Raw genomic sequence first — 21,726 nt, 5'->3', positions numbered from 1 at the left:
GGTTTCGCTCCGAGGGGGTTTTGCCCTCCCGCGCGCAAGGGCTGCCAATGGATCGCAGCGCGGCAGTCGATCGGGTCGAGCGTCTCGTCGATCGGATCGAGTCCGAGACCATGCCCGTCCCCGTCCGTGAGGTCTGGGTCTACGGCGAGGTCTCGCTGGGACTCGACCCCATCGAGCGCCTCGACGTCTACCTGACGAAGGACGTCCTGCTGGGTGGCGATAGCGATCGGAGCGACGAGTTCGAGGCGACACACGGCGTAAAGGGGGTCGGACGGACGGTGCGAGGCGAGTGGGCGACGGAGTTCCCCGAGTACATTCGCGTGAACGACAACGGCTACGCCGCCCCCGAGAAGTGCCTCGCGGCCCACCTCACGGAGCGTGACGAACCGATCCACCTCGAGGTCTGTAACGCGAGCTTCGAGGACAACGTCACCCAGCGCCTGCAGGGTGCGATCTCCTCGAACGACTACGAGCAGATCCTCGACCCGCGCGGGGTCTGTCTCTGGGTCGACGGCAGGCGTAGCGAGGAGGCGTTCGAGAAACTCCGGTCGGGCGAACTCGTCCTCCCGACGCTTCCGGAGGCACTCTCCATGCTCGGGATGGACGACGGGGAGGCCCGCGAGGCCGCAGAGACCCTGCGGGCCTACCGCGAGCGCCAGGAGGGGATGACCGTCCGGGGCGACGTGGTCTGACGGCGGTTCACGCTATTCGGCCGACGGTTACGTAGAAGGGCACCCGCTCGACGCGCTCGTACTCGCCGGCCTGCATCTGCTCGATGGCCTCCCGGCCCATCTCGCGCCATTCGGCCCTGAGCGAGTCGAACCCCTCCGAAGAGAGGGTTTCTACCAGCGTTTCGCGGTCGCTCTCGATTCCCTCCCCGGTGGCCTTTCGCTTCGCGCTCTCGAGCGCCGCCTCGTCGTAGGGCGCTTTCACCACCTTCTCGTGGTCGTACCGACGGGTCCGTACGTCCGACAATCCCGCCTCCTCGAACAGCACCTCGCTATCGGCCCCGAGGGTGACGTCCGTCCCGACGCCCTCGATGTAGTGCCGGCGGGCGCGGCGCGCGAGCGCCGCTTCGCGCTCGACCGTTGAGTCCACCTCGACCTCGCCGTTGTCGGGTTCGATCGCACAGACGAGATCCGAGGAGACCCGCGCGAACTCCTCGACCGCCCGGCGGGGATCGGGGAGGTTGATCAGCAGGGCCTGGCAGGTCACGAGGTCGGCCGCGTCCTCGCGCAGGGAGAGGCGGGTCGCGTCACCCGCGAGGACGTGGCCGTGTTCGCGGGCGGCCTCCAGGAGGTCGCGGTCGGCGTCGATCCCGATCACCTCGGCGGAACTCTCACGAGCGAGCACCCGCGTGAGTTCGCCCGTCCCACAGCCCACGTCGGCGATTCGCTCTCTACTTTCTAACTCCAGGCCCGCGAGCGTTCCGACCTCTTCCCACATCCCGCGGCGCGTCTCTTCGAGGTACGCCGCGTCGAACCGGCGCATCTACTCCCTGAGCTCCCTCACTCGGTCGATGTTCCACTCGTAGCTCTTGCCGTCCTCGGTGGGCGTCTCGAGCACCAGCGGCACGTCGGCGAGGTCGGGGTGGTTGATGACGGTCTCCATCCCCTCGATCCCGATGAGACCCTCGCCGACGTGGGCGTGTTCGTCCTTGTTGGTGCCACGGGCGTGTTTCGAGTCGTTGAGGTGGATACACCGCAGGTGTTCCAGCCCCACCACGTCGTCGAACTCCTCGATCGTCTCTCGGACTCCGTCGGGGGTAGAAAGGTCGTAGCCCGCGGCGAAGACGTGGGCGGTGTCGACACAGACGTCGAGGTCCTGTTCGCTCGCTTCGAGCACGCGCGCGAGGTGCTCGAACTCGCCGCCGAGTTTCGTCCCGCTTCCCGCGTCGCTCTCGATGAGGACCGTCACGTCCTCCGGCACGTCGAGCGCGTCGAGGGCGGCCGCGGCGTTTTCGAGTCCCCCCTCGACGCCCGCGCCGGTGTGGGCTCCCAGATGCACGTTGACGAACTCGATGTCGAGAAGTGTGGCGGCGTCGAGTTCGGCCTGCATGCTCGCGACTGACTTCTCGCGCAGGTCGTCCTTGGGGGTACAGAGGTTCACGAGGTACGACGAGTGGATCACCCACGGACCGTCGAGTTTCTCGCGTGTCCCCTCGCGAAAGCGCCGTGCCTCCTCCTCGTCGATCTCCGGCTGGGCCCAGACCTGCGGGGAGGTCGTGAAGATCTGTCCGCAGTTACCGCCGACCTCGACCTGCCTGGGGACGGCGTTGTCGATCCCGCCGGCGATCGAGACGTGTGCTCCGACGCGCATTGGGGAGAAGGTGCCGTCGAGGGGGGATAGGGGCTTCGAATCACCCGCGGGCGACCGTGATCGTCACCGCACCGCAGGGACACTCGTAGGCGCGGCGGACACAGCCGTCGCGGCGGAAGCTGAGCCCCCACTCGCCCTCGTTCAGGCGCTGATCGCAGCCCTCGCAGGTACAGGTGAGCCGTTCGAGCATACTATCAGCGACGTGTCGAGTCCACATCACCCTGCGCCATGGGCGGACCGAAAGTGAAACTGATCGTCTTCGACCGCCGGAACCACCGATATCGGGGTCCTTGGTACCGTTTTACAGGGTTTCACGACCGCAACAGTTAAATCCATAGTGGCGGTACTAGGGGATACCAGAACGCCACCGACGTGGCGGCAGTATCGCTCGAAAAATGAGAGGGTATCCTTGTACACGGTCGGTTTCGACGACGAGTGTACACTGCCGGGTTTCGGTGGAGGGATGGCAACGGATCAACTACGCATGGTAGACGAAAGCAAGAACATCGAGGTCAGCGACTCCGACCTCGAAAGCGACTCGAAAGGACAGCTCATCAAACTCGCCGGCAAGCTTCGCGACCGCCGGAACGAACTCAACCAGATGGCCTCGAAGCGTGCCTCCAAACGCGACGACCTGAACGCGGCCACCCGCGAGAAGGTCGACGAGGCCCAGGAACACCGCGAGAAGCGCGACGAGTTGAACGAGCAGGTCCAAGAACACAAAGGGAAGCGAAACGAACTCAACGCGAAGGCCAACGAACTGTTCGACGAGGTCGAGGGCCGCAAGTCGGACCTCGAACTCGACGACGGAAAGGGCCTCGAGGAGCTCGAAGAGGAGATCGAACAGCTCGAGTTCAAACAGCAGACCGAGGTGCTCTCGACCGAGGACGAGCGCGAACTCATCGAGAAGATCGAGGACAAGCGCGAGGAGTACCGAGAGCGCCAGGAGAAACTCGAGGGCAACGACGACCTCGAGGAGCTCGTCGAGGAGGCCGAAGAGGTCCGCTCGGAGGCCTCGAAGCACCACCAGAAGGTCACGGAACTCGCGGATCAGGCCCAGGAACACCACAACAAGATGATCGAGGCCTACCGCGAGGCCGACGACATCCGCGACGACGCCGACGAGATGCACGAGGCGTTCGTCGAGGTCCAGGAGGCCGCCGACCAGCACCACGAGGACTTCGTGCGCGTCCAGAAGCGCCTGCGCGAACTCGACAAGAAGGAGGAGGAAGCGCGCAAGTCCAGCCGCGAGCAGGAGCGCGAGGAGGCCAAAGAGGAGGCCGAGGAGATCTATCAGAAGTTCAAGGAGGGCGAGACCCTCGACACCGAGGACCTGATGAAGCTCCAGAAGACCGGCCTGCTTTAGGGCGGCTCTCTCAATTCTCTGCCGTTCGACTCCCGGTTAGCGACGGCGCTGTCGACGAACTTCACGTTCGGTTCTCAACCTTTAATCGCTTCCCGGCCCGAGCGACGGGTATGACTTCGATTCGGAGGCACCCATGAGGACGGCGACGGTCGGGCGACTGGCGGTTTCGCTGCTGGGCGCGCTGGTCGCCGCGGCCGCCGGCTACGTGCTGTTCTTCGAACTGCCGACGACCGGGGTCGAACTCCTCGGGATCCTGCTCGTGATCGCCACGGCCCTACTGGGATTGCGAATCGCGGGGCGACTCGCCGGGAACGCCTTCGCCACCTACAACGTCGCGGAAGTCGCCGTCGAGGGCCCCATCTCGCGGGACGGCGGCAAGCGCTTTCCGAGCGGACCGAACACCACGCCGGCCGACGACATCGTCGAACAGATCGAGGCCGCCGACGCCGACGACAACGTCGAGGGCCTGTTGATGAAGCTCAACACGCCGGGCGGCGAGGTCGTCCCCAGCGACGACATCAGGCGGGCGATCGTCGAGTTCGACGGACCGGCGATCGCCTACACGACCGACGTCTGTGGCAGCGGGGGATACTGGATCGCCAGCGGCTGTGACGAACTGTTCGCACGGGAGGCGAGTTTGGTCGGGAGTATCGGCGTGATCGGCTCGCGGGTCAACGCCTCGGACCTCGCCGAGCGGATGGGCCTCTCGTACGAACGCTTCGCCGCCGGGCGATACAAGGACGCGGGCGTGCCCCTTCGTGAGATGGAGGAGTACGAACGCGCCTACCTCCAGGGACTGATCGACGACTTCTACGGCCAGTTCGTCGAGCGGGTCGCCGAGGGCCGGGAGCTAAGCGAGGAGGAGGTCCGCGCGACGGAGGCCCGCGTCTACGTCGGCGAGGAGGCGCTCGACCTGGGGCTGGTCGACGCTCTGGGCACCCGCGAGGACGCCGAGGACCGCCTCGCCGAGGTGCTCGAAATCGAACCCGACGTCCGGGAGTTCGAGCCCGAACGGGGGATGATGGCCCGGCTCTCGATCGGGAGCGCGCAGGTCGCCTACGCGTTCGGCGCGGGGATCGCGAGCGTGCTCGATACGGACGAGGAGATCGACGTGCGCCTGTAGGTTTTTATCCGGTCGGCGTTTGTGTGCGCACACCGTGAGTACGTTGGTGGTGTGTCTCGACCGGTCGGACGAGATCGCGCGGGCCGGTGACGTCTCCCCGCCGGTCGTCGGCTGGGAGGCGCTCCGCTCGCTGGTGATCGACGTCGGTCTCGCTGATCCCGAGGACTCGAGCGTCAACTGCCTGCTCGAGACGCTCCGGGTGGCCCGCGAACTCCGCGAGAGCGACGAGGAGGCGACGGTCGCGCTCGTCACCGGCGGGGCCGACGCGGTCGGCGCGGGCCGGTCGATCGCCGCCCAGATCGAGGCGATCCGCGCCGACTACCCGATCGAGTCGGCGATAATCGTCACCGACAGCGCCGAGGACGAGCGGTTGATCCCCGTCATCGAGAGCCGTCTGGCGGTCGACTCGGTCGACCGCGTGGTCGTCAGGCAGGCCCGGGACATCGAGTCGACGTACTACCTGCTCAAGCAGTTCCTCGGCGACGAGGAGTTGCGACAGACGACGCTGGTCCCGCTCGGCCTGGCGCTGCTCGTCTTTCCCGTCCTGTTGACGTTCATGGGGCCGGTCGTCGCCGTCGCCTCGCTGACCGGGGTGTTCGGGTTCTTCCTGCTGTACAAGGGCCTCGGCGTCGACACCTACCTCTCGACGGTGCCCGCCGGCGTGCGCGACGCCCTCTACTCGGGGCAGGTCTCGGTCGTGACCTACGCCATCGGCGCCGGCCTCGCGCTGATCGGCGTCTTCGCCGGCCTGCTTGGCGTCTCGGGGCTCGATTCCCAGCAGGGCGTGTTCGTCCCCGCGATGCAGTTCGCCTTCGACAGCGTTCCGTGGCTCGCGATGGCCGCGCTGGCGGCGAGCACCGGCCGACTGCTCGACGAGACGATCCACGACGAACCCGTCCCCACCTCGTATCTCAACCTGCCGTTCGGCGTCGTCGCGCTGGGAATCGTCATCCGGGGCTTCTCGGCGTACTTCCTCCAGCGAAGCGACGTCATCGACCGCACCGCCGTCCCGCCGATCGACGTGGGGGTGGTCTCCGTCGAGGGGTTCGCCCTCTCGCCGCTCCAGCGCCTCGCCGCGTTCGTCGTCGTCGGCGTCGTCGTGAGCCTCGTCGGCGTGCGCACGGCGACTCACTTCGCCGGACGGCCGGAGGCCGACGCGGAGGCGACCGACTGATCTTTGTCGCTCACGGCGCAACCGCTCGCATGGCGAACTGGATCGCGCTGTTCTCGGGCGGGAAGGACTCCTCGTGGGCGCTGTATCGCGCGCTCGAAGAGGGCCTTTCCGTCTCGCGACTGCTCACCGTCCACGCCGCTCCGGACTCGTATCTGTATCACGTCCCCGCGACCGACCTCGCGCGCCTCGCAGCCGAGAGCATCGGCATCGAACTCATGGAGGTCGAATCCGCCGTCGAAGCCCAGGACGTCACTGACGCCGGGGCGCAGGGCGACGACGAACTCGAACCGCTCGAACGCGCCCTCGCGGACCTCGACCGGGAGGTCGGGGTCGACGGCCTGATCGCCGGCGCGGTCGAAAGCGAGTACCAGACCAGTCGGATCGCGGCGATGGCCGACCGACTCGGCGCGGAGACGTACACCCCGCTCTGGGAGCGCGATCCCGTCGCGCTCGCCGAGGCGATGCTCGATGCGGGCTTCGAGATCCGGATCGTCCAGGTCGCCGCCGCCGGCCTCGACGAGTCGTGGCTCGGACGCCGTCTCGACCGGGCGGCACTCGACGAACTCGTCGCCCTCAACGAGCGCTACGGCGTCCACGTCCTCGGGGAGGGCGGCGAGTTCGAGACGCTCGTCACGGACGGGCCGCACATGGATCGTCCCATCGAGATCGAGTACGAGACCGAGTGGGACGGGGCCCGTGGAACGCTCCGGATCACCGACGCGTGGCTGAGCGACGGCTGACCGAGCGATTCCCCACGGACCGTCCTACTCGTCGCCGTTGATCAGGGTGTGGGCGCCGATGAGCGCGCCCGCGAGGTTGATCTCCTCGACGCGCGTTCCCTCGTCAATGATCGTCCCCCGGAGTTCGCAGTTCTTGGCGGTCACGTCGGGGAAGATCACCGAGCGCTCGGCGGTCACGCCCTCGAGGTGAGCGCCGGCCATGACGTGGACGTTCTCGCCGATCTCGCAGTTCTCGACGGTCGCGTCGGGGTGGACGAGCGCGTCACCGTCGAGGAACCACGAGACGGCGTCGAGGTAGCTCCCGGGGGTGCCGATGTCGTACCACGCGTCGTCGAAGACGAAGCCGTAGACCTCCTCGCGCTCGACGAGCCACTGGATGAACCAGCCCGGTTCGTCGGGGTTGTTGCCGTCCGAGAGGTACTCGCCCAACTGCGAGAGGGTGCGGGCCGGGAAGCCGTAACAGGCGATCGAGACGAGCGTGCTCTTGGGCTCGTCTGGCTTCTCCTGGAAGTCGATCACCCGGTCGCCGTCGAGTTCGACCAACCCGTACTGGCTCGCGCGCTCGTACGAGCCGACGTCGTAGGCCGCGAGGACGGGAGCGCCCCGCTCCTCGAAGAAGTCGACGAACTCGCCGACGTCGAAGCTGATCAGGTTGTCGCCCGCGATCACCAGCGTGTCGTCGTCGAGCCCCTCGCGCTCGACCAACTGGGCGAGCGCGCCGACGACGCCGAACTTCTCGTCCTCCTCGCTGGTGTCCTCGACGGAGATCCGCGGCTTCTCGAATCGGCTCGCCGCGACGTGTTCCTCGAACTCCGCGGCGAAGCGCTCGTTGGTGCTGACGTAGACGTTCTCGATCCGGTCGTCGGCCTCGAGCCCACCGAATATGTGGTCGATGACGGTGTCCTCGCCGATCGGGAGGAACATCTTCGGTCTGTGTCTCGTGATCGGCCACAGCCGTGTCGCGTACCCACCGGCCAGCACGATAGCGTCCATGCTCGCACATCACGGTCCTGTGCTAAGTCGTTTTCCCGTGACACCTGTTACCGACACCAACCGTTTTGTGGGTCGGTGGCCACGTCCCACCATGCCCGAGTCGAGCGGTACCACCCGCGAGCGGATCGCCGCCCGCCTCCGCGAGGCGCCCGCGACGCCGAGCGCGCTCGCACGCGAGTTCGCGATCACGACCGAGAGCGCGCTCTCGCACGTCGAACACGTCTCGCGCACCGCGGAGAGCGCCGCCGACGAACGACTGCTCGTCGCCCCACCCGAGTGTCGCGAGTGCGGCTTCTCGGGGTTCGACGACCCGCTGAACGTCCCCTCGCGGTGTCCCTCCTGTAAGGCCGAGTCGATCGAGGAACCCGCGTTCGTCATCGAGTAGCGCGCTTATCGCTTCTGTGCGCGGTCGATCCAGCCCTGGATGCGCTTCTCCGAGAGGCCCGTCGCCTCCGAGAGTTCGCCCGCGTCGGCCGCGGCGAGGTCCGCGGCGGATTCGACGCCCGCCTCAGAGAGCTTCGTCGCGTAGGAGGGGCCGATCCCCTTGATCTCCCGGAGCGGCTCGTCGTCGCCCGCCGACTCGGCGGACGCGGGTTCTCCCTCGGCTCCGCCCTCGGGTTCCGTCCCCTCGGCGGCCTCGTCCTCCGCGGCCGGTTCGGGCTCGACCCGCTCGATCGGCTCGGACTCCGATTCGACGAGCGCCCCCTCGTCCTCGTCCTCGGCCGTTTCGACCGGTTCGGGGCCCGACGTCGATTCCGGCTCCGGTTCCGGCGTCGATCCTCGGCCGTCGAGGTCCTCGGGCGACTCGTCGAGCGTGTCCTCCGCGGGCGGTGATTCGACCTCCGGTTCGACGGCCGGTTCGGGCTCGGAGTCGGTCGCCTCGGGCTCGCTCTCCGCGGCCGGTTCGGGTTCGGCGGCCTCGGTTCCGGGGGCGGGCGTCGCCGGCGGGGCCTCCTCTTCGGCCGGTTCGCCGGGCTCGCGTTCGACCGTGACGCCGACGTCGTCGGTGCCCTGCCGATCGCTGCCCGACCGTCCGTCGCCGAGTCCGAGCAACGATTTCAGCTTGTTCAGCAGTGCCATTGGGGGAATATACGCGCCGACCTACTTAAAAGCGCCCGACTCACCCGACAGTTCCCCTCGCAGAGTTTCGTTCATCACCTCGACGGGGGCCTCCTGCCCCGTCCAGCGTTCGAACGCCTCGACCCCCTGAAAGAGCAGCATCCACGCCCCGTCGATCGTCCCGGCCCCCGCCTCGCGCGCGTCCCGGAGGAGTCGCGTCTCGAGGGGCCGGTAGACGATGTCCATGACCGTCAGGTGTCTGGTCAGCGCCTCCGTCGGAACGGGCGAGCGGTCCTCCTCCATCCCCACGCTGGTGGCGTTGACGAGCACGTCGGCGTTCGCGAGCAGGTCGTTCAGGTCGTCGAGGCCGTGGCCCGTCGCCCGGGGGACCGCCGTCGCCAACTCGACGGCGCGCTCCTCGGTCCGGTTCGCGATCGTCACCGTCGCGCCGGCGTCCGCGAGCGCGAAGGCGATCGCCCGCCCCGCCCCGCCCGCCCCGATCAGCACCGCCCGCGCGCCGTCGACGTCCACGTCGTGGTGTTCGAGCGCGCGCCGAGCGCCGGCGGCGTCGGTGTTGTGGCCGGTGGGCCGACCGTCGAAGTCGATCGTGTTGACCGCCCCGATCCGGTCGGCCAACTCGTCGAGTTCCACGAGGGGGAGGACCTCCCGCTTGAACGGGATCGTCATGTTCAGCCCCCGGATCCCGAGCGCGTCGGCCCCGGTGATCGCCGCTTCGAGCGCCTCGGGTTCGGGTTCGAAGGTGACGTATCGAGCGTCGATCCCGAGTTCCCGGTAGGCCGCCTCGTGCATCGGCGGCGACAGCGAGTGGGTGACGGGGTTGCCGAGCAGTCCGTAGACGTCCATGGGTGGGCGTCGTCACCCCGGCCGATAAACGGTGCGGAACGGAACACAAGAGATAGGTGCGTGTCTCCCCCCTCTACGGACGATGCTGCAGCGTCTCCGCCACCCGCTCGTCGCGGTCGTCTTGACCCTCTTGCTCACCCTGCCGTGGGTCTACACCTGGAGTTCGCACGGCGGACACGTCGCGCCCGGCGCCCCCTATTCGGCCACGCTGACCGTCGCCATCGCCGGATTCGCGGTCCTGGGATCGGCGTTCCTGCTGGCGTGGGGCGCCGAGACCGCCGAGAAGGACGTCCCGCGTGCGTTCGCCATCGCCGTCCTCGCCGTGCTCGCGGTTGCCCCCGAGTACGCCGTCGACGCGCTGTACGCCTGGCAGGCCGGTTCCCTGGAGGGAACCCAGCGCGGGGCCGACGCCGCGAACCTCGCGGTCGCCAACATGACCGGCGCGAACCGCATCCTCATCGGGATCGGCTGGTCGGCCATCGCGCTGTTCACCGTCTACCGGGCGGGCGCCTCGCGCGACCCCGCCGTTGAGCACCGCGAGGGGTTCCTGCGAAACGCCGTCTCGATCGACCGCGACCTCAGCGTCGAGATCACCTTCCTCTTCGCGGCCACGCTGTTCGCGTTCGTCGTTCCCTTCAGCATGGCCTCGGTCAACGGCGGCGGGGCCGCAGGCGGGATCGGCCTCCTCGACACCGCCGTCCTCGTGGGGATGTACGTCCTGTACATCGCGATCATCGTCCGCGGCGACGTCGAGGAACCCGACCACCAGGTCGGCGTCCCCGCGTACTTCCAGTCGTTCCCGAAACCCGCCCGGATCGCGGTCGTGCTCGTACTGTTCGCCTACTCGGGCACGATGATCTACACCGCCGTCCACCCCTTCGCGATGGGCCTCGAGACCATCGGCATCGAGAACGGCATCCCCGAGTTCTTCATGATCCAGTGGATCGCGCCGCTGGCCTCCGAGTCGCCGGAACTCATCGTCGTCGCCTACCTCGTCAACAAGGCGCGCTCGACGGCGGGGTTCAACGCGCTGATCTCCTCGAAGCTCAACCAGTGGACGCTGCTCATCGGGACGCTCGCGGTCGTCTACTCCATCGCCGCGGGCCACCTGGGTGCGCTGCCCTTCGACGAGAAGCAGGTCGCCGAGATCTGGATCACCGCCGCCCAGAGCCTCTTCGCGCTCGCCATCCTCTCGAACTTCGAGATCACCATGCGCGAGGCGGTCGCCCTGCTCGTCCTGTTCGTCTCGCAGGTCGCGATCGAGTTCGCCGTCATCCGGCTCTACCCGGAGGCGCTCGCCGAGGCGATCAGCATCGACATCCTCTACGCGTACACCGCCGTCTACCTCGTGCTCGGGGGCTACCTGCTGATCACCCGCCGTCACGAACTCGTCGGCCTGTTCGCCCGGACGGGCACGACCGCCCGCGAGGCCATCCGGCCGCACGAGGCCCGCCCCGAGGGGGCCGACTGATACCGTCGGTCATGGATGGACCAACGTCGGTAGCACGATTCGACCGACAATAGCCCGATTCTTCCCCGTCCTGACCGTCTCAGATTCACGTCAGTATGACCGACGGTATGATCCCGACGGGTGCAGTCACGAGCGTTCGACCGGTTTTTACTCCCGGCCCGCCTACCGCCGGCCGTGATCGGAATCGTCGTCAGCCGCGCCGACGCGGCCTCCGAACTGATCGGCGAGCACCTGCTCGCGCTCGCCGACTGGCGCGAACGCGAGGACCCGGACCGTCCCGATAGCGAGGGCGGGGGCACCTACTACGCGCTCGAAGCCGACGAGACGCGCTTCGAACTTCGTACCTTCGAGGAGTGGCACCTCGAACTGGAGGGGGTCGCGAACGCCTTCTCCGACCCCTCGATGGTCGTCTTCGCCTCCCGACACTCGGGCGAGACCGGCCCGCTCCTGACCGCCCACTTCACCGGCAACTTCGGACCCGCGGAGTTCGGCGGACGCGAGGGTGAACTCGCGGCGGCCTGTCCGGCCGCCCACAAGCGCCTGTTGGAGAACTTCCACGAGCACGCCCCCGAGGGCTACGAGGTCGGCATGGAGTGTACGCACCACGGGCCGACCTCGGTGGGGGTGCCCTCGCTCTTTGCGGAACTGGGAAGCGACGAGGCCCAGTGGCACGACGACGCGGGTGCCCGAGCGGTGGCCCGGTCGATCCTCGGACTCGACGGGACCGTCCGTCAGGAAAAACAGGTCGTCGCCTTCGGCGGGGGCCACTACGTTCCCCGCCCTGAGCGGATCGTGCGGGAGACGCCGTGGGCGGTCGGGCACATCGGCGCAGACTGGTGTTTAGAGGAGCTGGGACCGCTCAACCCCGACGTGATCGAGCAGGCCTTCGAGGAGAGCGGGGCCGACCTCGCGGTCATCGACGGCGACCGGCCGGAACTCGAATCGGTCATCGAGGAACTGGGCTACCGCGTCGTGAGCGAGACGTGGCTCCGCGAGGTCGGCGACCGGGACCTCGCCCTCGTGGAACGGCTCGAATCCGAACTCGGGAGCGTCGACGAGGGTGTTCGATTCGGCGAGCGCGAGGGGGTCTTCGTGGTCGGGCCGCTGCCGGTCGAACTCATCGAGGCGGCCCGGTCGGTCGACCCCGACGGCGTTCGCGGGGCGGTCGAGCGCCACGCGCTCGCGTTCGAGACCACGGAGGGGGGGACCGAGGTCGACGAGCGGGCGGCGTTCGCGGGCGGGGAACGCGATGCGCTGATCGACGACCTCGTGGCGATCCTCGAACGGGAGTACGAGGTCGAACGGGGATCGGGCGAGGTCGTCGTCCGCGAGCGGGCGTTCGATCCCGAGAAAGCGCAGCGGTTGGGCGTGCCCGAGGGGCCGGCGTTCGGCAGGCTCGCGTCGGGGCAGGCGGTCGAGGTAGAGGGCCGAACGATCGAACCCGAGGCGGTGTTCAGCGAGCGGGTCAGGGAGCTGTCGTATTCGGCCTGAGGGTCCGACGCGTGTCGGACGTCAAAGGGAACAATCATTACGATGGGTACATTACGAGCGCGCAAGACATGGACTCGATCATTCAGGACGCCGTCGAGAGCGCCGACGAGGAGCAGGCGGCGGAGCAGGACGGCGACGGCGTCACCCCCGAGGTCAGCCAGTCGGGGCAGATGACCGACGAGGAACTGCGCGACGTACTCGAGGACCTCCAGACCAACATCACCGTCGTCGGCTGTGGCGGGGCCGGCGGCAACACCGTCAACCGGATGCAGGAGGAGGGAATCCACGGCGCGAAACTCGTCGCCGCTAACACCGACGTCCAGCACCTCGTGGAGATCGAGGCCGACACGAAGATCCTCTTGGGAGAACAGAAGACCCGTGGCCGGGGCGCGGGATCGCTCCCGCAGGTCGGCGAGGAAGCCGCCCTCGAGAGCCAGGACGAGGTCAACGACGCGATCCAGGGCTCGGACATGGTGTTCGTCACCGCCGGGCTGGGCGGCGGCACCGGCACCGGTTCCGCGCCGGTCGTCGCGAAGGCCGCCCGCGAGTCGGGCGCGCTCACCATCGCCATCGTCACCACGCCCTTCACCGCCGAGGGCGAGGTCAGGAGAACGAACGCCGAGGCCGGCCTCGAACGGCTGCGCGACGTCGCCGACACCGTGATCGTCGTCCCCAACGACCGCCTGCTCGACGCCGTCGGCAAACTGCCGGTGCGACAGGCGTTCAAGGTCGCCGACGAGGTGCTCATGCGCTCGGTCAAGGGCATCACCGAACTCATCACCAAACCCGGACTCGTGAACCTCGACTTCGCGGACGTTCGAACGGTGATGGAGAAGGGCGGTGTCGCCATGATCGGGCTCGGCGAGAGCGACTCCGAATCGAAGGCGAAGGACTCGGTCAAATCGGCGCTTCGCTCGCCGCTTCTCGACGTCGACATCTCGGGGGCGAACTCCGCGCTCGTGAACGTCACCGGCGGCTCGGACATGAGCATCGAGGAGGCCGAGGGCGTCGTCGAGGAGATTTATGAAAGAATTGACCCCGACGCCCGGATCATCTGGGGAACCTCCGTCGACGAGGAACTCGACGGCGCGATGCGCACCATGATCGTCGTCACCGGCGTCGACTCCCCGCAGATCTACGGCCGGCAGGAGGATGAACAGCGCGAGAAGACGGCGGGGCAGCTTCAGGACATCGACTACGTCGAGTAATCAGTACTCGAGTTCTATCGACGCCATCTCGAAGAAGGCGGTCTCGTAGCCGTCGTGTCGCGCGACCTGCGGGGGCGACTCCGTTTCGACCCGCACCGTGTCGCCCGGCTCCATCGGGTCGACGGCCGCCCCGTAGTGAACCCCGAGGTCCGCATCGAGCCGGCTCTCGAGGGCGCCCTCGAAGACCGTCTCCCCGTCCCGATCGATCGTCGCCGACAGCGCCATCAGCGGGAGCACCACGCGGTTCTGCGGCGTTCGCGGCGAGGCCACGAGCGTGGGACCGCCGAACCGATCGTCGAGGGCGACGACGAACTCCGCACCGCCGCTCTCGCCCGTCCCGATCACCTCGCCGGGGAACTCGTCGGTCGGCGGGACCGTCGGGTGGGGCATACGGGCGTGGTCGCCGTGGCCGTCGCCGCCCCCGTGACCCATCTCCGCGTGATCCATCAGGGGCAGTTCCCCGCGTTGGCCCCGTCGGCTCTCCTCGACGAGTTCGAACTCCAGGTCGTAGACGTCGTCCGTGTCGTACTCGAAGCCGATCTCGACCGTTCGGGCCTCCTCGAACGAGCCCTCGAGGCCGCCCACCCCCCGGACGTCGGCGGGGTTGATCCGGAGCGTGGCGGTGTACGCGCCCTCGTTCGCGACCGCGAGGTTGTCGCCGTAGTGAAACCCCATGCGCTGGGAGAGCATCGGCCAGAGCTGACCCGCGTAGGGCCGCTCCCCTCGGCCCTCGACGGTCATTCGGACGTCCGCCGGGACGACCGTCTCCGACTCCGTCTCCCAGACGCTCGCCATCAGGTGGAGCGCGTCGTCGTCGCCGATGTCGACCATGTTGGTCTCGGTGCCGGTGACCGTCCAGAAGCGGTGGGGGAAGGTGTACAGCAGGGCGACGGTGTACTCGCCGGCCTCACCGACCCCGTAGGTGCCCATCTCCTCGGTCGAGGCGGGGATGTAGGGTGCGTCGGGCCGGTCCTCGACGATCGGCGGGTCGCGCCACGCCGACCGGGTCTCGAAGACGCCGAGACAGCCAGCCAGTCCGGCCGCTCCGAGGAGGGCACCGGCTCGTAGCACGCCGCGGCGGTCCATGCCGACCCTCGGGTCCTCGCCGCCTTACGGGTTGCGTTCACCCGACGAAGGCGGGTTCGGCGGTCGGCGACGAGATCAGCCAGAGGCTGACCATCGTATAGCAGATCATCACGATCACGAACGGGTACTGGCTGCGGATCGCCTGCAGACGGCTCGGGAACACCGAGAACGAGGCGGCGTGGGCCGCCCAGATCGCGAGCAGGTGGCCGACGAGAACGAACGCGATGTCGAGCAGGCCGAACCAGCCCGGCAACACCAGCGTCAGCGGCGGCAACGGCGGCGAGAGCGGAGACCGGAGGACGAGCGCGAGCGACGGGGAAAGCGAGACGAAGAAGGCGAAGTAGTGGGCGAGGTGATACCCCGCGGCGATCCCCAAAAGCGGCGGCGCGAAGCGGATCGCGAGCGACTCCGCCGTGACGTAGGTCTCCGCGAGGCGTCTTGCATATCGGGTCGCGAGCCAGTAGCTCCCGAGGAAGAGACCGTAGCCCGCGAGGAGGTACAGCGCGTAGGTGACCAGCGGCGGCACGCCGAGGCCGACGAGGAACTCGACGCTCGCGATCCCCGACGGGACGACGACGAAGGCGCTGTAGGTGAGTTCCCAGACGAGCAGGATGACGAACGCCACGCCGCTGAGACCGTCGACGACGCCGGATTCGCGGAGCTTCGCGCCCGGCAGGACGAGTCTCACCCCGTCGGGCGTGCGCTGGATCGGCGCGACCGCGCCGTAGTATCGAAAGAGCACGCCGAGGGGATCGCCGTAGCGAAACCACCCCGCAGGACCGAAGACGACCGCGCCCGCGAGCGCGTAGGCGCTGTACGCAAGCACCGCGAGCGCGAGCGTTTCGGGAACGGTGTTGATCGGGACGACGACCTCGATCCAGAGGATACAGAGCAGGCCGGCGACGGCGGGCCAGACGCCCCACCGCTCGGGATAGTCGAGAAAGCCGCTCGGGAGCGCCCGCGAGAGCGCTCGCCACGGGTTCAGCGCGGGCCACGGGTTCGCGACCAGGTAGGCGACCATCACCAGCCCCGCCCGGCCGCCGACGAACACCGTGAGGACGGCGAGGTTGGCGTTGGCCACGCCCGGCCCCGTCAGTCCGACGTAGACGACGAGCGCGAGGCCGGCGACCGCGACCGCGCCGAGGAGGTATCGCAGCGGCCGCAGGACCGCCTCGTCCGCGCGCACGGGCCGCGCCCACGTGTGGAGGCTCTCGATCAGCCGGCGGTCGGTGACGAACATCGCGAGCAGGCCGGAGGCGCCGACGGCGGCCCCGCCGGTGAAGAGGTAGAGCCACGTCGGCACCTGCAGGTCGCGGCCCTCGCCCTGCAGGCCGGTCGCGACGTTGCTCGCGGCGGCGGTGTCTGACGCGAGCAGCACGACCCCGAGTACGAGGGCTCCGATCGTCAGCCTGCGCCTCGTTGGACCCATCGTCGGCTCTCGGCCCCCGAGGGTTCTCTACCTGTCGCTGGCGACCCCCATCAATAGATAGAAAACCCCCGCTCTCCTATCGCCGGCCAGTATGAACGTCCCGACAGACATCAACTCCTACGTCCGCGTCCTGAAGTTCGCCACCACGCCCGCGTGGGAGGAGTTCTCCCGCGTGGCCCTGATCGCCGGCGCGGGCATCGCCCTCGTCGGCACGATCGGCTTTCTCATGTTCGTCCTCATGAGCTACCTGCCCGGGGGCGTCTGAGATGCCCATCTACGCCGTGAAGACGACGGCGAGCCAGGAGCGAACCGTCGCGGACATGATCATGAACCGCGAGGAACCGGAGATCCACGCGGCGCTGGCTCCCGATTCGCTGACGAGTTACGTGATGGTCGAATCCGACGACCACGCGATCATCGAGCGCGTCCTCGAGGAGATCCCCCACGCGCGCTCGATCGTCCCCGGCCAGAGTTCGATCACCGAGGTCGAACACTTCCTCTCGCCGAAACCGGACGTCGAGGGGATCGCGGAGGGCGACATCGTCGAACTGATCGCCGGACCGTTCAAGGGCGAGAAGGCACAGGTCCAGCGCATCGACGAGGGCAAGGACCAGGTCACGGTCGAACTCTACGAGGCGACCGTCCCGATTCCGGTGACGGTGCGGGGCGACCAGATCCGCGTGCTCGATTCCGAAGAGCGCTGAACGGGTCGGTTTCGGTACGGCCTGCGGTCCGACCGCGACGAAGGAGTCCGTGTTTCCCGCATTCTCCCTTCACTCGGAGTCGACGGCCGAAACCGGCCCGTCGAGCGCCGATTCGACCGTTCTGAGCACTTCTTCCCGGATGCGGATCGCCCGCGCGTCGGCGTCGTAGGCCCGGACGTACTCCGCGCGGGTGTGCTCCCCGAAGGCGTGCCTGATCGCGGGGTAGCCGTCGGGGACCGTCGTCCCGCAGACGCGGCACTCGTGGCCCGCGTGCTCGCCTTCCTGATGGGCGATCAACTCCTCGGCGGAGCCGAAGGCCGCACCACAGCCGTCGATCGCACACTCCCAGCCGGTCATCGATGTCCGACAGGCACGACTGGTATAAAATCCTTTAGGTTTATACGTGGGATTTTAAGGAGCGAGGACCCGGAACCGCAAGGCGCAAACCGTCCACGGGAGAACCCCTCGACATGCCGACCAGAGTCGATCCGCACGTGAAGGTCCTCGACGAGCGGGTCGCCCGGCGGGCGAAGCGCCGCGGGATCGACGTCCTCGTCTACGCGCCGCACTTCACCCGTCTCCCGGAGGTCCGCGAGCGCGCCGCGCGCTTCAGCGACGACGACTTGCTCGTGGTGCCCGCCCGCGAGGTGTTCACGGGGAGCTTCCGGGACCGAAAACACGTCCTCGCGCTCGACCTCGAGGCGCCCGTCCCGGACTTCCTCACCCTCGACGCCACCCTCCGCGAACTCGAGCGACAGGACGCCGTGGTGCTCGTCCCCCACCCCGAGTTCGCGACAGTCAGTTTGGACGTCGTCGATCTGAACCGCCACCCCGGCCTGTTCGACGCGGTCGAGGTCTACAACCCGAAACATTTCGAGAGACACAACCGCCGCGCCCGGGAGGTCGCCCGCGAGACCGGTCTCCCGGCGTTCGGGTCGTCGTACGCCCACCTCGTCCCGACCGTCGGCGAGGTCTGGACGGAGTTCGACGCCGCCATCGAGGCTCCCCGGGACCTCTCGGATCTCCTTCGCTCGGGCGCCCCCCGACGTGTGTTCCACCGCTCGGGCGGGGGGCACGAACTCCGGTGCCGGGCGGAGTTCGCGCACCTGTTCTGGGAGAACTCCTGGGAGAAGGTCGATCGACTGGTCCTCTCGGGGATGGAACCGACCCACCCGCGCCACCCCGCCTACGAGGGACGGTTCGACGCGAGCGCGGTGTACTGAGGTCGGAACCCCATCGACCTATCGCACCCCGAGCAGGGTGAGCGCGCTCTCGGCCATCGTCGCGGGGAGCCAGTGGATCACGGCCGCGGCGAGCGCCAGTTCGAAGGCGGTCACGACGAGGGTCACGGCCGAGGCCCACCGGCTTCGGACGGGCACCCCGAACGGAAGGCCGAACTCGCGGCTCCAGACCGGGTAGAACGGCGCGATCCCGCGCTTGCTGCCCAGCACGTCGAGGAGGTAGTGACTCAGGACGCCGACCCAGACCCACTGTAGGTTCCCGAAGTAGATCGGGTAGGCGAGAAAAACCCCCAGCACGGGGAGGTTGTGGAGCGTCTTTCGGTGCCGCCCGAAGGCCGTGTCCACGTCGGGAAAGAGCGCCCCCAGAACGATCGGGACGAACAGTTCCGCGACGGTCACGAACGTCTCGACGTCGCCCGAGGGCCGCACCAGATACCCCAACCCGACCGCGAGCAGGACCGCGTTCAGCACGTGCCCACGTTTGTTCATATATTTGATATGTCTGCCGGGAGGATAACCGTTACGTCAGACGCTCAACCTCTCGAAGGAGGTCCTCGAGGGCCTGTCGGGCGATCCGCTCTTTGATCTCCTCGCGATCCCCGTCGAACTCGTATCGGGAGACGGTCGCGTAGGAGTCGCCCGACCCCCACGGGGCGGCGTGGGCGACGCCGATGAAGACCGTGCCCACGGGTTTCCCCTCGCTTCCGCCCGTGGGGCCTGCGATCCCGGTGGTCGAAACGGCCCACGTCGCGTCGGCCACGTCGCGTGCGCCGCGCGCCATCTCGCGGGCGACGGGGTCGCTCACCGCGCCGTGGTCGTCGAGGGCTTCCCGGGAGACCCCTAGCATCTCGCGTTTCGCGTCGTAGGCGTAGGTGACGAACCCGCGGTCCACGTAGTCGCTCGACCCCGGGACGTCGGTCAGAAGCGAGCAGATCAGCCCGCCGGTACAGGACTCGGCGGTCGCGACCGTCGACCCGTCCTCGCGAAGCGCCTCGCCGACGCGTTCCTCGACGTTCATACCCGGCCGGTGTCGGTGTAAGTGAACCGCTCCTCGATCAGGCCCTCCTCGTCGAACTCGTGTACGTCGGCGAAGCCGAACTCGACCTGCTGGCCCTCGAGGACGCCCGAGAAGTACCCCCGGACCGCGACCGTCGACCCGTCCACCACGAGGTCGGCGACGGTGTGGGTGCCCCGTTCGATCGCGCGGACCTCGCGGTAGAAGGTCTCGAACTCCTCGATCCCCTCGATGGGTTCCTGTCCGGGGCGGTGGTAGACGACGTCCTCGGAGAACAGCGAGAACAGGTCGTCGTAGGCCTCGTCGTCGACGTACTCGTAGTAGTCGTGGATCGCCTGCTCGTCGGCGCTCATGGCGGGCGCTACGGGGACCCGCGACAATAGACTGTCGGCTACGGCGCACGTCGACGGCGACCCGACGCGGTCCGAGCGAGGACTCGCGTCGGCAGGGATTTATCTGCCCGAGTCGGCTAGAGCGGGCATGGTGTCCCCGTTCGAGGTCCTGCGGATCGATCCGGGTGCGGACGAGGAGGAGGTAGACAGGGCCTTCAGACGGCGCGTGATGGAGGCCCATCCGGACCAGGGCGGGTCCGCGCGGGAGTTCCGGTCGGTCGTGGCGGCCTACGAGGCGCTCAAATCCGGTTCCTGGAGTGACGGCCTCGAGATCGATCCCGAGGTCGGGGACGAAGGGGAGCAGGAGTCCCGGGACGAGGCCCGCGTCGAGTACCTCAACTACGAGGTACTCGACGATCACGGGTGGGACCTCGACGACGACGACCTCTTCGAGAAGGCGTCCGCCGCGGGACTCGACGACGACGACTACGGCCGGATCCTGGTCAAGCAGAACGAGTCGCTGCTCGAAGCCGCCGAGAACCGCGGGTTCGCGTGGCCCTACGCCTGCCGCGGCGGGGCGTGTGCCAACTGTGCGGTCGCGGTCGCCGACGGCGAGCTAGCGATGCCGATCAACCACATCCTCCCGCCGGAGATGCTCGATCGGGGGTTTCGCCTGTCGTGTAACGGCACGCCGGCCACCGACGGGATGCGGGTCGTCTACAACGTCAAACACCTGCCGGGTCTCGACGACCTCCGGTTGCCGCCCCGGCCGTTCGAGCAGGCGCACGTCGACGACTGAGAGGGATTATCGTAGACGTCCATCGAGTTCCTGCCCGGGAATCGGGACACGGCGTCGGCTCCCGGGAGTCGACGGATCCGGTTGGCGACGATACTCCCTATGAGCCCCGGATCGCTCGCGTGAGTCCGAAAGAGGAAGGGTGGGGCGCTCCCGAGATGGCGTATGGACTACGAGAAGCCGCTGTTCTTCCGGGTGATGCAGTACGCCGCGGAGGCCGATCGGGACGTCATCGACATGGTCAGCGGCAACCCCGACTGGGAGCCGCCCGAGGCGCTCCGGGAGGGCCTGCGTGAGTACGCCGATCTCCCGGTCGAGCGGTTCCAGTACCCGCCGAGCGACGGCCTGCGCGAACTCCGTGAGGAGATCGCTTCTCGCAGGAGCGTTCCGGTCGAGTCGGTGATCGTCACGAACGGCGCGGGCGAGGCGAACTACCTGGCGATGGCCGAAGCCCTCGACAGGAACGCGGGAAGCGAGGTGATCCTCACCGATCCCGTGTATCCGTACTACCCCGGCAAGACGCGGATGCTCGGTGGCGAGCCGGTCTACGTCCCCGTCGAGGGGGACGGCCGCCTCGATCCCGCGGCCGTCCGCGAGCGTGCGGACGACGGGACCGCCGCGATCGTCGTCAACTCGCCGAACAACCCGACGGGGGCGGTCTACGGCGAGCGAACGGTGGAGGAACTCGTCGCGATCGCGGAGGAGTACGACGCGATCCTCGTGAGCGACGAGGTCTACGACCACTTCGACCAGTCGGGTCGCTTTACGAGCGCGCTGTCGGTCGACTCCGAGCACCGGGCCGTGACGACCGGGTTCTCGAAGTCGATGGCGATCACGGGCTTTCGGGTGGGATACACCGTCCTGCCGCCCGCGCTGGCCGACCCCGCCCGGACCCGCCACATGCTCGTCAACGTCACCGGCTCGCGGCCCGCCCAGTACGCGGTTCTGCGGGCGCTCCGGGAGACGGGTCCCGACTACTACGAGGCGACCCGCGAGATGCTCGCCGAGCGGATCGGGGCCTTCACCGACGCGCTCGATTCGGCGGGAGCCGAGTACACCCGCCCGGACGGGGCGTTCTACGTGCTGGCGCGCTTCGAAGGGTTCCCGGGGACGATGGCCAACGTCGAGCGCCTCATCGACGAGGCCGGCGTTGCCGGAATGCCCGGTGAGGCGTTCGGTTCCTCGAGAGTCCAGTGGCTCCGGTTCGCGCTGGTGACGCCCCGGGCCGAGGAGGCCGCGGACCGGCTAGCGAAATTTTTCGCCTGACCCGCCCTCACCCGGGACCGACGGGTACACGGAGCCTCGCGGGAAAGGC

At 68.2% G+C, this 21,726-nt stretch carries 26 protein-coding genes; 14 read left to right on the top strand and 12 right to left on the bottom strand.

Annotated features, from left to right (window positions below):
• The first annotated feature begins 47 nt into the window (after positions 1–47).
• Complete coding sequence (locus QRT08_RS06630) at positions 48–692, top strand: DUF7095 family protein (RefSeq protein WP_286045149.1); 645 nt, start codon at positions 48–50, stop codon at positions 690–692.
• Between the two features lie 7 nt (positions 693–699).
• Here QRT08_RS06630 and QRT08_RS06625 read toward each other — a convergent pair whose 3' ends face one another.
• Genes QRT08_RS06625 through QRT08_RS06615 form a run of 3 tightly spaced genes read right to left on the bottom strand, consistent with a single transcriptional unit; the run spans position 700 to position 2,509 of the window.
• Complete coding sequence (locus tag QRT08_RS06625) at positions 700–1,491, bottom strand: class I SAM-dependent methyltransferase (RefSeq protein ID WP_286045148.1); 792 nt, start codon at positions 1,489–1,491, stop codon at positions 700–702.
• Positions 1,492–2,319 carry a deoxyribonuclease IV gene (locus tag QRT08_RS06620; protein WP_286045147.1) on the bottom strand — a complete coding sequence of 276 codons (828 nt, stop codon included), beginning with the start codon at positions 2,317–2,319 and terminating at the stop codon, positions 1,492–1,494. It lies immediately after the preceding gene.
• A gap of 40 nt (positions 2,320–2,359) precedes the next feature.
• Entirely contained in the window at positions 2,360–2,509 is a 150-nt protein-coding gene (locus QRT08_RS06615; protein WP_286045146.1) for a hypothetical protein, read from the bottom strand.
• Between the two features lie 294 nt (positions 2,510–2,803).
• On the opposite strand from QRT08_RS06615, the gene QRT08_RS06610 reads away from it, so the two are divergent.
• From QRT08_RS06610 to QRT08_RS06595, 4 genes are all read left to right on the top strand, one after another.
• Positions 2,804–3,685, top strand: a complete 882-nt coding sequence (locus QRT08_RS06610; protein WP_286045145.1) for a coiled-coil protein — start codon at positions 2,804–2,806, stop codon at positions 3,683–3,685.
• 133 nt (positions 3,686–3,818) lie between these two features.
• Positions 3,819–4,808: a signal peptide peptidase SppA gene (gene sppA / locus QRT08_RS06605; protein ID WP_286045144.1), complete on the top strand. Its 990-nt coding sequence runs from the start codon at positions 3,819–3,821 to the stop codon at positions 4,806–4,808.
• A 34-nt stretch (positions 4,809–4,842) separates the two neighbouring features.
• Entirely contained in the window at positions 4,843–5,982 is a 1,140-nt protein-coding gene (locus QRT08_RS06600) for a DUF373 family protein (protein WP_286045143.1), read from the top strand.
• A gap of 29 nt (positions 5,983–6,011) precedes the next feature.
• Positions 6,012–6,722: a diphthine--ammonia ligase gene (locus QRT08_RS06595; RefSeq protein ID WP_286045142.1), complete on the top strand. Its 711-nt coding sequence runs from the start codon at positions 6,012–6,014 to the stop codon at positions 6,720–6,722.
• A 24-nt stretch (positions 6,723–6,746) separates the two neighbouring features.
• Here QRT08_RS06595 and QRT08_RS06590 read toward each other — a convergent pair whose 3' ends face one another.
• Positions 6,747–7,715 (bottom strand): nucleotidyltransferase family protein, encoded by a 969-nt coding sequence (locus QRT08_RS06590; RefSeq protein WP_286045141.1) that lies wholly within the window; start codon positions 7,713–7,715, stop codon positions 6,747–6,749.
• 91 nt (positions 7,716–7,806) lie between these two features.
• On the opposite strand from QRT08_RS06590, the gene QRT08_RS06585 reads away from it, so the two are divergent.
• Positions 7,807–8,100, top strand: a complete 294-nt coding sequence (locus QRT08_RS06585) for a transcriptional regulator (protein WP_286045140.1) — start codon at positions 7,807–7,809, stop codon at positions 8,098–8,100.
• A 5-nt stretch (positions 8,101–8,105) separates the two neighbouring features.
• Here the strand turns inward: QRT08_RS06585 and QRT08_RS06580 are convergent, their stop codons facing one another.
• On the bottom strand, positions 8,106–8,795 hold the full coding sequence (locus QRT08_RS06580; protein WP_286045139.1) for a helix-hairpin-helix domain-containing protein: 690 nt from the start codon (positions 8,793–8,795) through the stop codon (positions 8,106–8,108).
• Between the two features lie 21 nt (positions 8,796–8,816).
• A complete protein-coding gene (locus QRT08_RS06575; RefSeq protein ID WP_286045138.1) occupies positions 8,817–9,638 on the bottom strand; it encodes a shikimate dehydrogenase in 822 nt (273 codons plus the stop codon).
• Between the two features lie 82 nt (positions 9,639–9,720).
• On the opposite strand from QRT08_RS06575, the gene QRT08_RS06570 reads away from it, so the two are divergent.
• From QRT08_RS06570 to ftsZ, 3 genes are all read left to right on the top strand, one after another.
• Complete coding sequence (locus tag QRT08_RS06570; protein WP_286045137.1) at positions 9,721–11,109, top strand: sodium:calcium antiporter; 1,389 nt, start codon at positions 9,721–9,723, stop codon at positions 11,107–11,109.
• Positions 11,110–11,283: 174 nt separating this feature from the next.
• The gene (locus QRT08_RS06565; protein WP_286045136.1) at positions 11,284–12,600 is read left to right on the top strand and encodes a D-aminoacyl-tRNA deacylase; all 1,317 of its coding nucleotides are present in this window, start codon (positions 11,284–11,286) and stop codon (positions 12,598–12,600) included.
• Between the two features lie 68 nt (positions 12,601–12,668).
• Positions 12,669–13,808 carry a cell division protein FtsZ gene (ftsZ, locus tag QRT08_RS06560; protein ID WP_286045135.1) on the top strand — a complete coding sequence of 380 codons (1,140 nt, stop codon included), beginning with the start codon at positions 12,669–12,671 and terminating at the stop codon, positions 13,806–13,808.
• Here the strand turns inward: ftsZ and QRT08_RS06555 are convergent, their stop codons facing one another.
• Entirely contained in the window at positions 13,809–14,894 is a 1,086-nt protein-coding gene (locus QRT08_RS06555) for a DUF7350 domain-containing protein (RefSeq protein WP_286045134.1), read from the bottom strand.
• A 37-nt stretch (positions 14,895–14,931) separates the two neighbouring features.
• Positions 14,932–16,323 (bottom strand): hypothetical protein, encoded by a 1,392-nt coding sequence (locus QRT08_RS06550; RefSeq protein ID WP_286045133.1) that lies wholly within the window; start codon positions 16,321–16,323, stop codon positions 14,932–14,934.
• A gap of 91 nt (positions 16,324–16,414) precedes the next feature.
• On the opposite strand from QRT08_RS06550, the gene QRT08_RS06545 reads away from it, so the two are divergent.
• Both QRT08_RS06545 and QRT08_RS06540 read left to right on the top strand, forming a co-directional pair.
• Positions 16,415–16,588 (top strand): protein translocase SEC61 complex subunit gamma, encoded by a 174-nt coding sequence (locus QRT08_RS06545; RefSeq protein WP_286045132.1) that lies wholly within the window; start codon positions 16,415–16,417, stop codon positions 16,586–16,588.
• Between the two features lies 1 nt (position 16,589).
• Entirely contained in the window at positions 16,590–17,027 is a 438-nt protein-coding gene (locus QRT08_RS06540; protein ID WP_286045131.1) for a transcription elongation factor Spt5, read from the top strand.
• A 69-nt stretch (positions 17,028–17,096) separates the two neighbouring features.
• Here the strand turns inward: QRT08_RS06540 and QRT08_RS06535 are convergent, their stop codons facing one another.
• On the bottom strand, positions 17,097–17,384 hold the full coding sequence (locus tag QRT08_RS06535; protein ID WP_286045130.1) for a DUF7565 family protein: 288 nt from the start codon (positions 17,382–17,384) through the stop codon (positions 17,097–17,099).
• A 113-nt stretch (positions 17,385–17,497) separates the two neighbouring features.
• Here QRT08_RS06535 and QRT08_RS06530 point away from each other — a divergent pair, with 113 nt between their 5' ends.
• Complete coding sequence (locus QRT08_RS06530; protein ID WP_286045129.1) at positions 17,498–18,250, top strand: PHP-associated domain-containing protein; 753 nt, start codon at positions 17,498–17,500, stop codon at positions 18,248–18,250.
• 18 nt (positions 18,251–18,268) lie between these two features.
• Here the strand turns inward: QRT08_RS06530 and QRT08_RS06525 are convergent, their stop codons facing one another.
• Genes QRT08_RS06525 through QRT08_RS06515 form a run of 3 tightly spaced genes read right to left on the bottom strand, consistent with a single transcriptional unit; the run spans position 18,269 to position 19,636 of the window.
• On the bottom strand, positions 18,269–18,757 hold the full coding sequence (locus QRT08_RS06525; RefSeq protein WP_286045128.1) for a metal-dependent hydrolase: 489 nt from the start codon (positions 18,755–18,757) through the stop codon (positions 18,269–18,271).
• Between the two features lie 31 nt (positions 18,758–18,788).
• Positions 18,789–19,286, bottom strand: a complete 498-nt coding sequence (locus tag QRT08_RS06520) for a CinA family protein (RefSeq protein WP_286045127.1) — start codon at positions 19,284–19,286, stop codon at positions 18,789–18,791.
• Positions 19,283–19,636: a nuclear transport factor 2 family protein gene (locus tag QRT08_RS06515; RefSeq protein WP_286045126.1), complete on the bottom strand. Its 354-nt coding sequence runs from the start codon at positions 19,634–19,636 to the stop codon at positions 19,283–19,285. The genes QRT08_RS06520 and QRT08_RS06515 overlap by 4 nt, the downstream gene beginning before the upstream one ends.
• Positions 19,637–19,763: 127 nt before the next feature.
• Here QRT08_RS06515 and fer point away from each other — a divergent pair, with 127 nt between their 5' ends.
• Complete coding sequence (gene fer / locus QRT08_RS06510) at positions 19,764–20,414, top strand: ferredoxin Fer (RefSeq protein ID WP_286045125.1); 651 nt, start codon at positions 19,764–19,766, stop codon at positions 20,412–20,414.
• 162 nt (positions 20,415–20,576) lie between these two features.
• Positions 20,577–21,677: a pyridoxal phosphate-dependent aminotransferase gene (locus QRT08_RS06505; RefSeq protein ID WP_286045124.1), complete on the top strand. Its 1,101-nt coding sequence runs from the start codon at positions 20,577–20,579 to the stop codon at positions 21,675–21,677.
• The last annotated feature ends 49 nt before the right edge of the window (positions 21,678–21,726 follow it).

Source organism: Halalkalicoccus sp. NIPERK01, assembly GCF_030287405.1.
In the GTDB taxonomy this organism is placed as follows: Archaea; Halobacteriota; Halobacteria; order Halobacteriales; family Halalkalicoccaceae; genus Halalkalicoccus.
The sequence above is the reverse complement of the archived record's forward strand: the minus strand, read 5'-3'. Positions and strand labels throughout refer to the sequence as shown.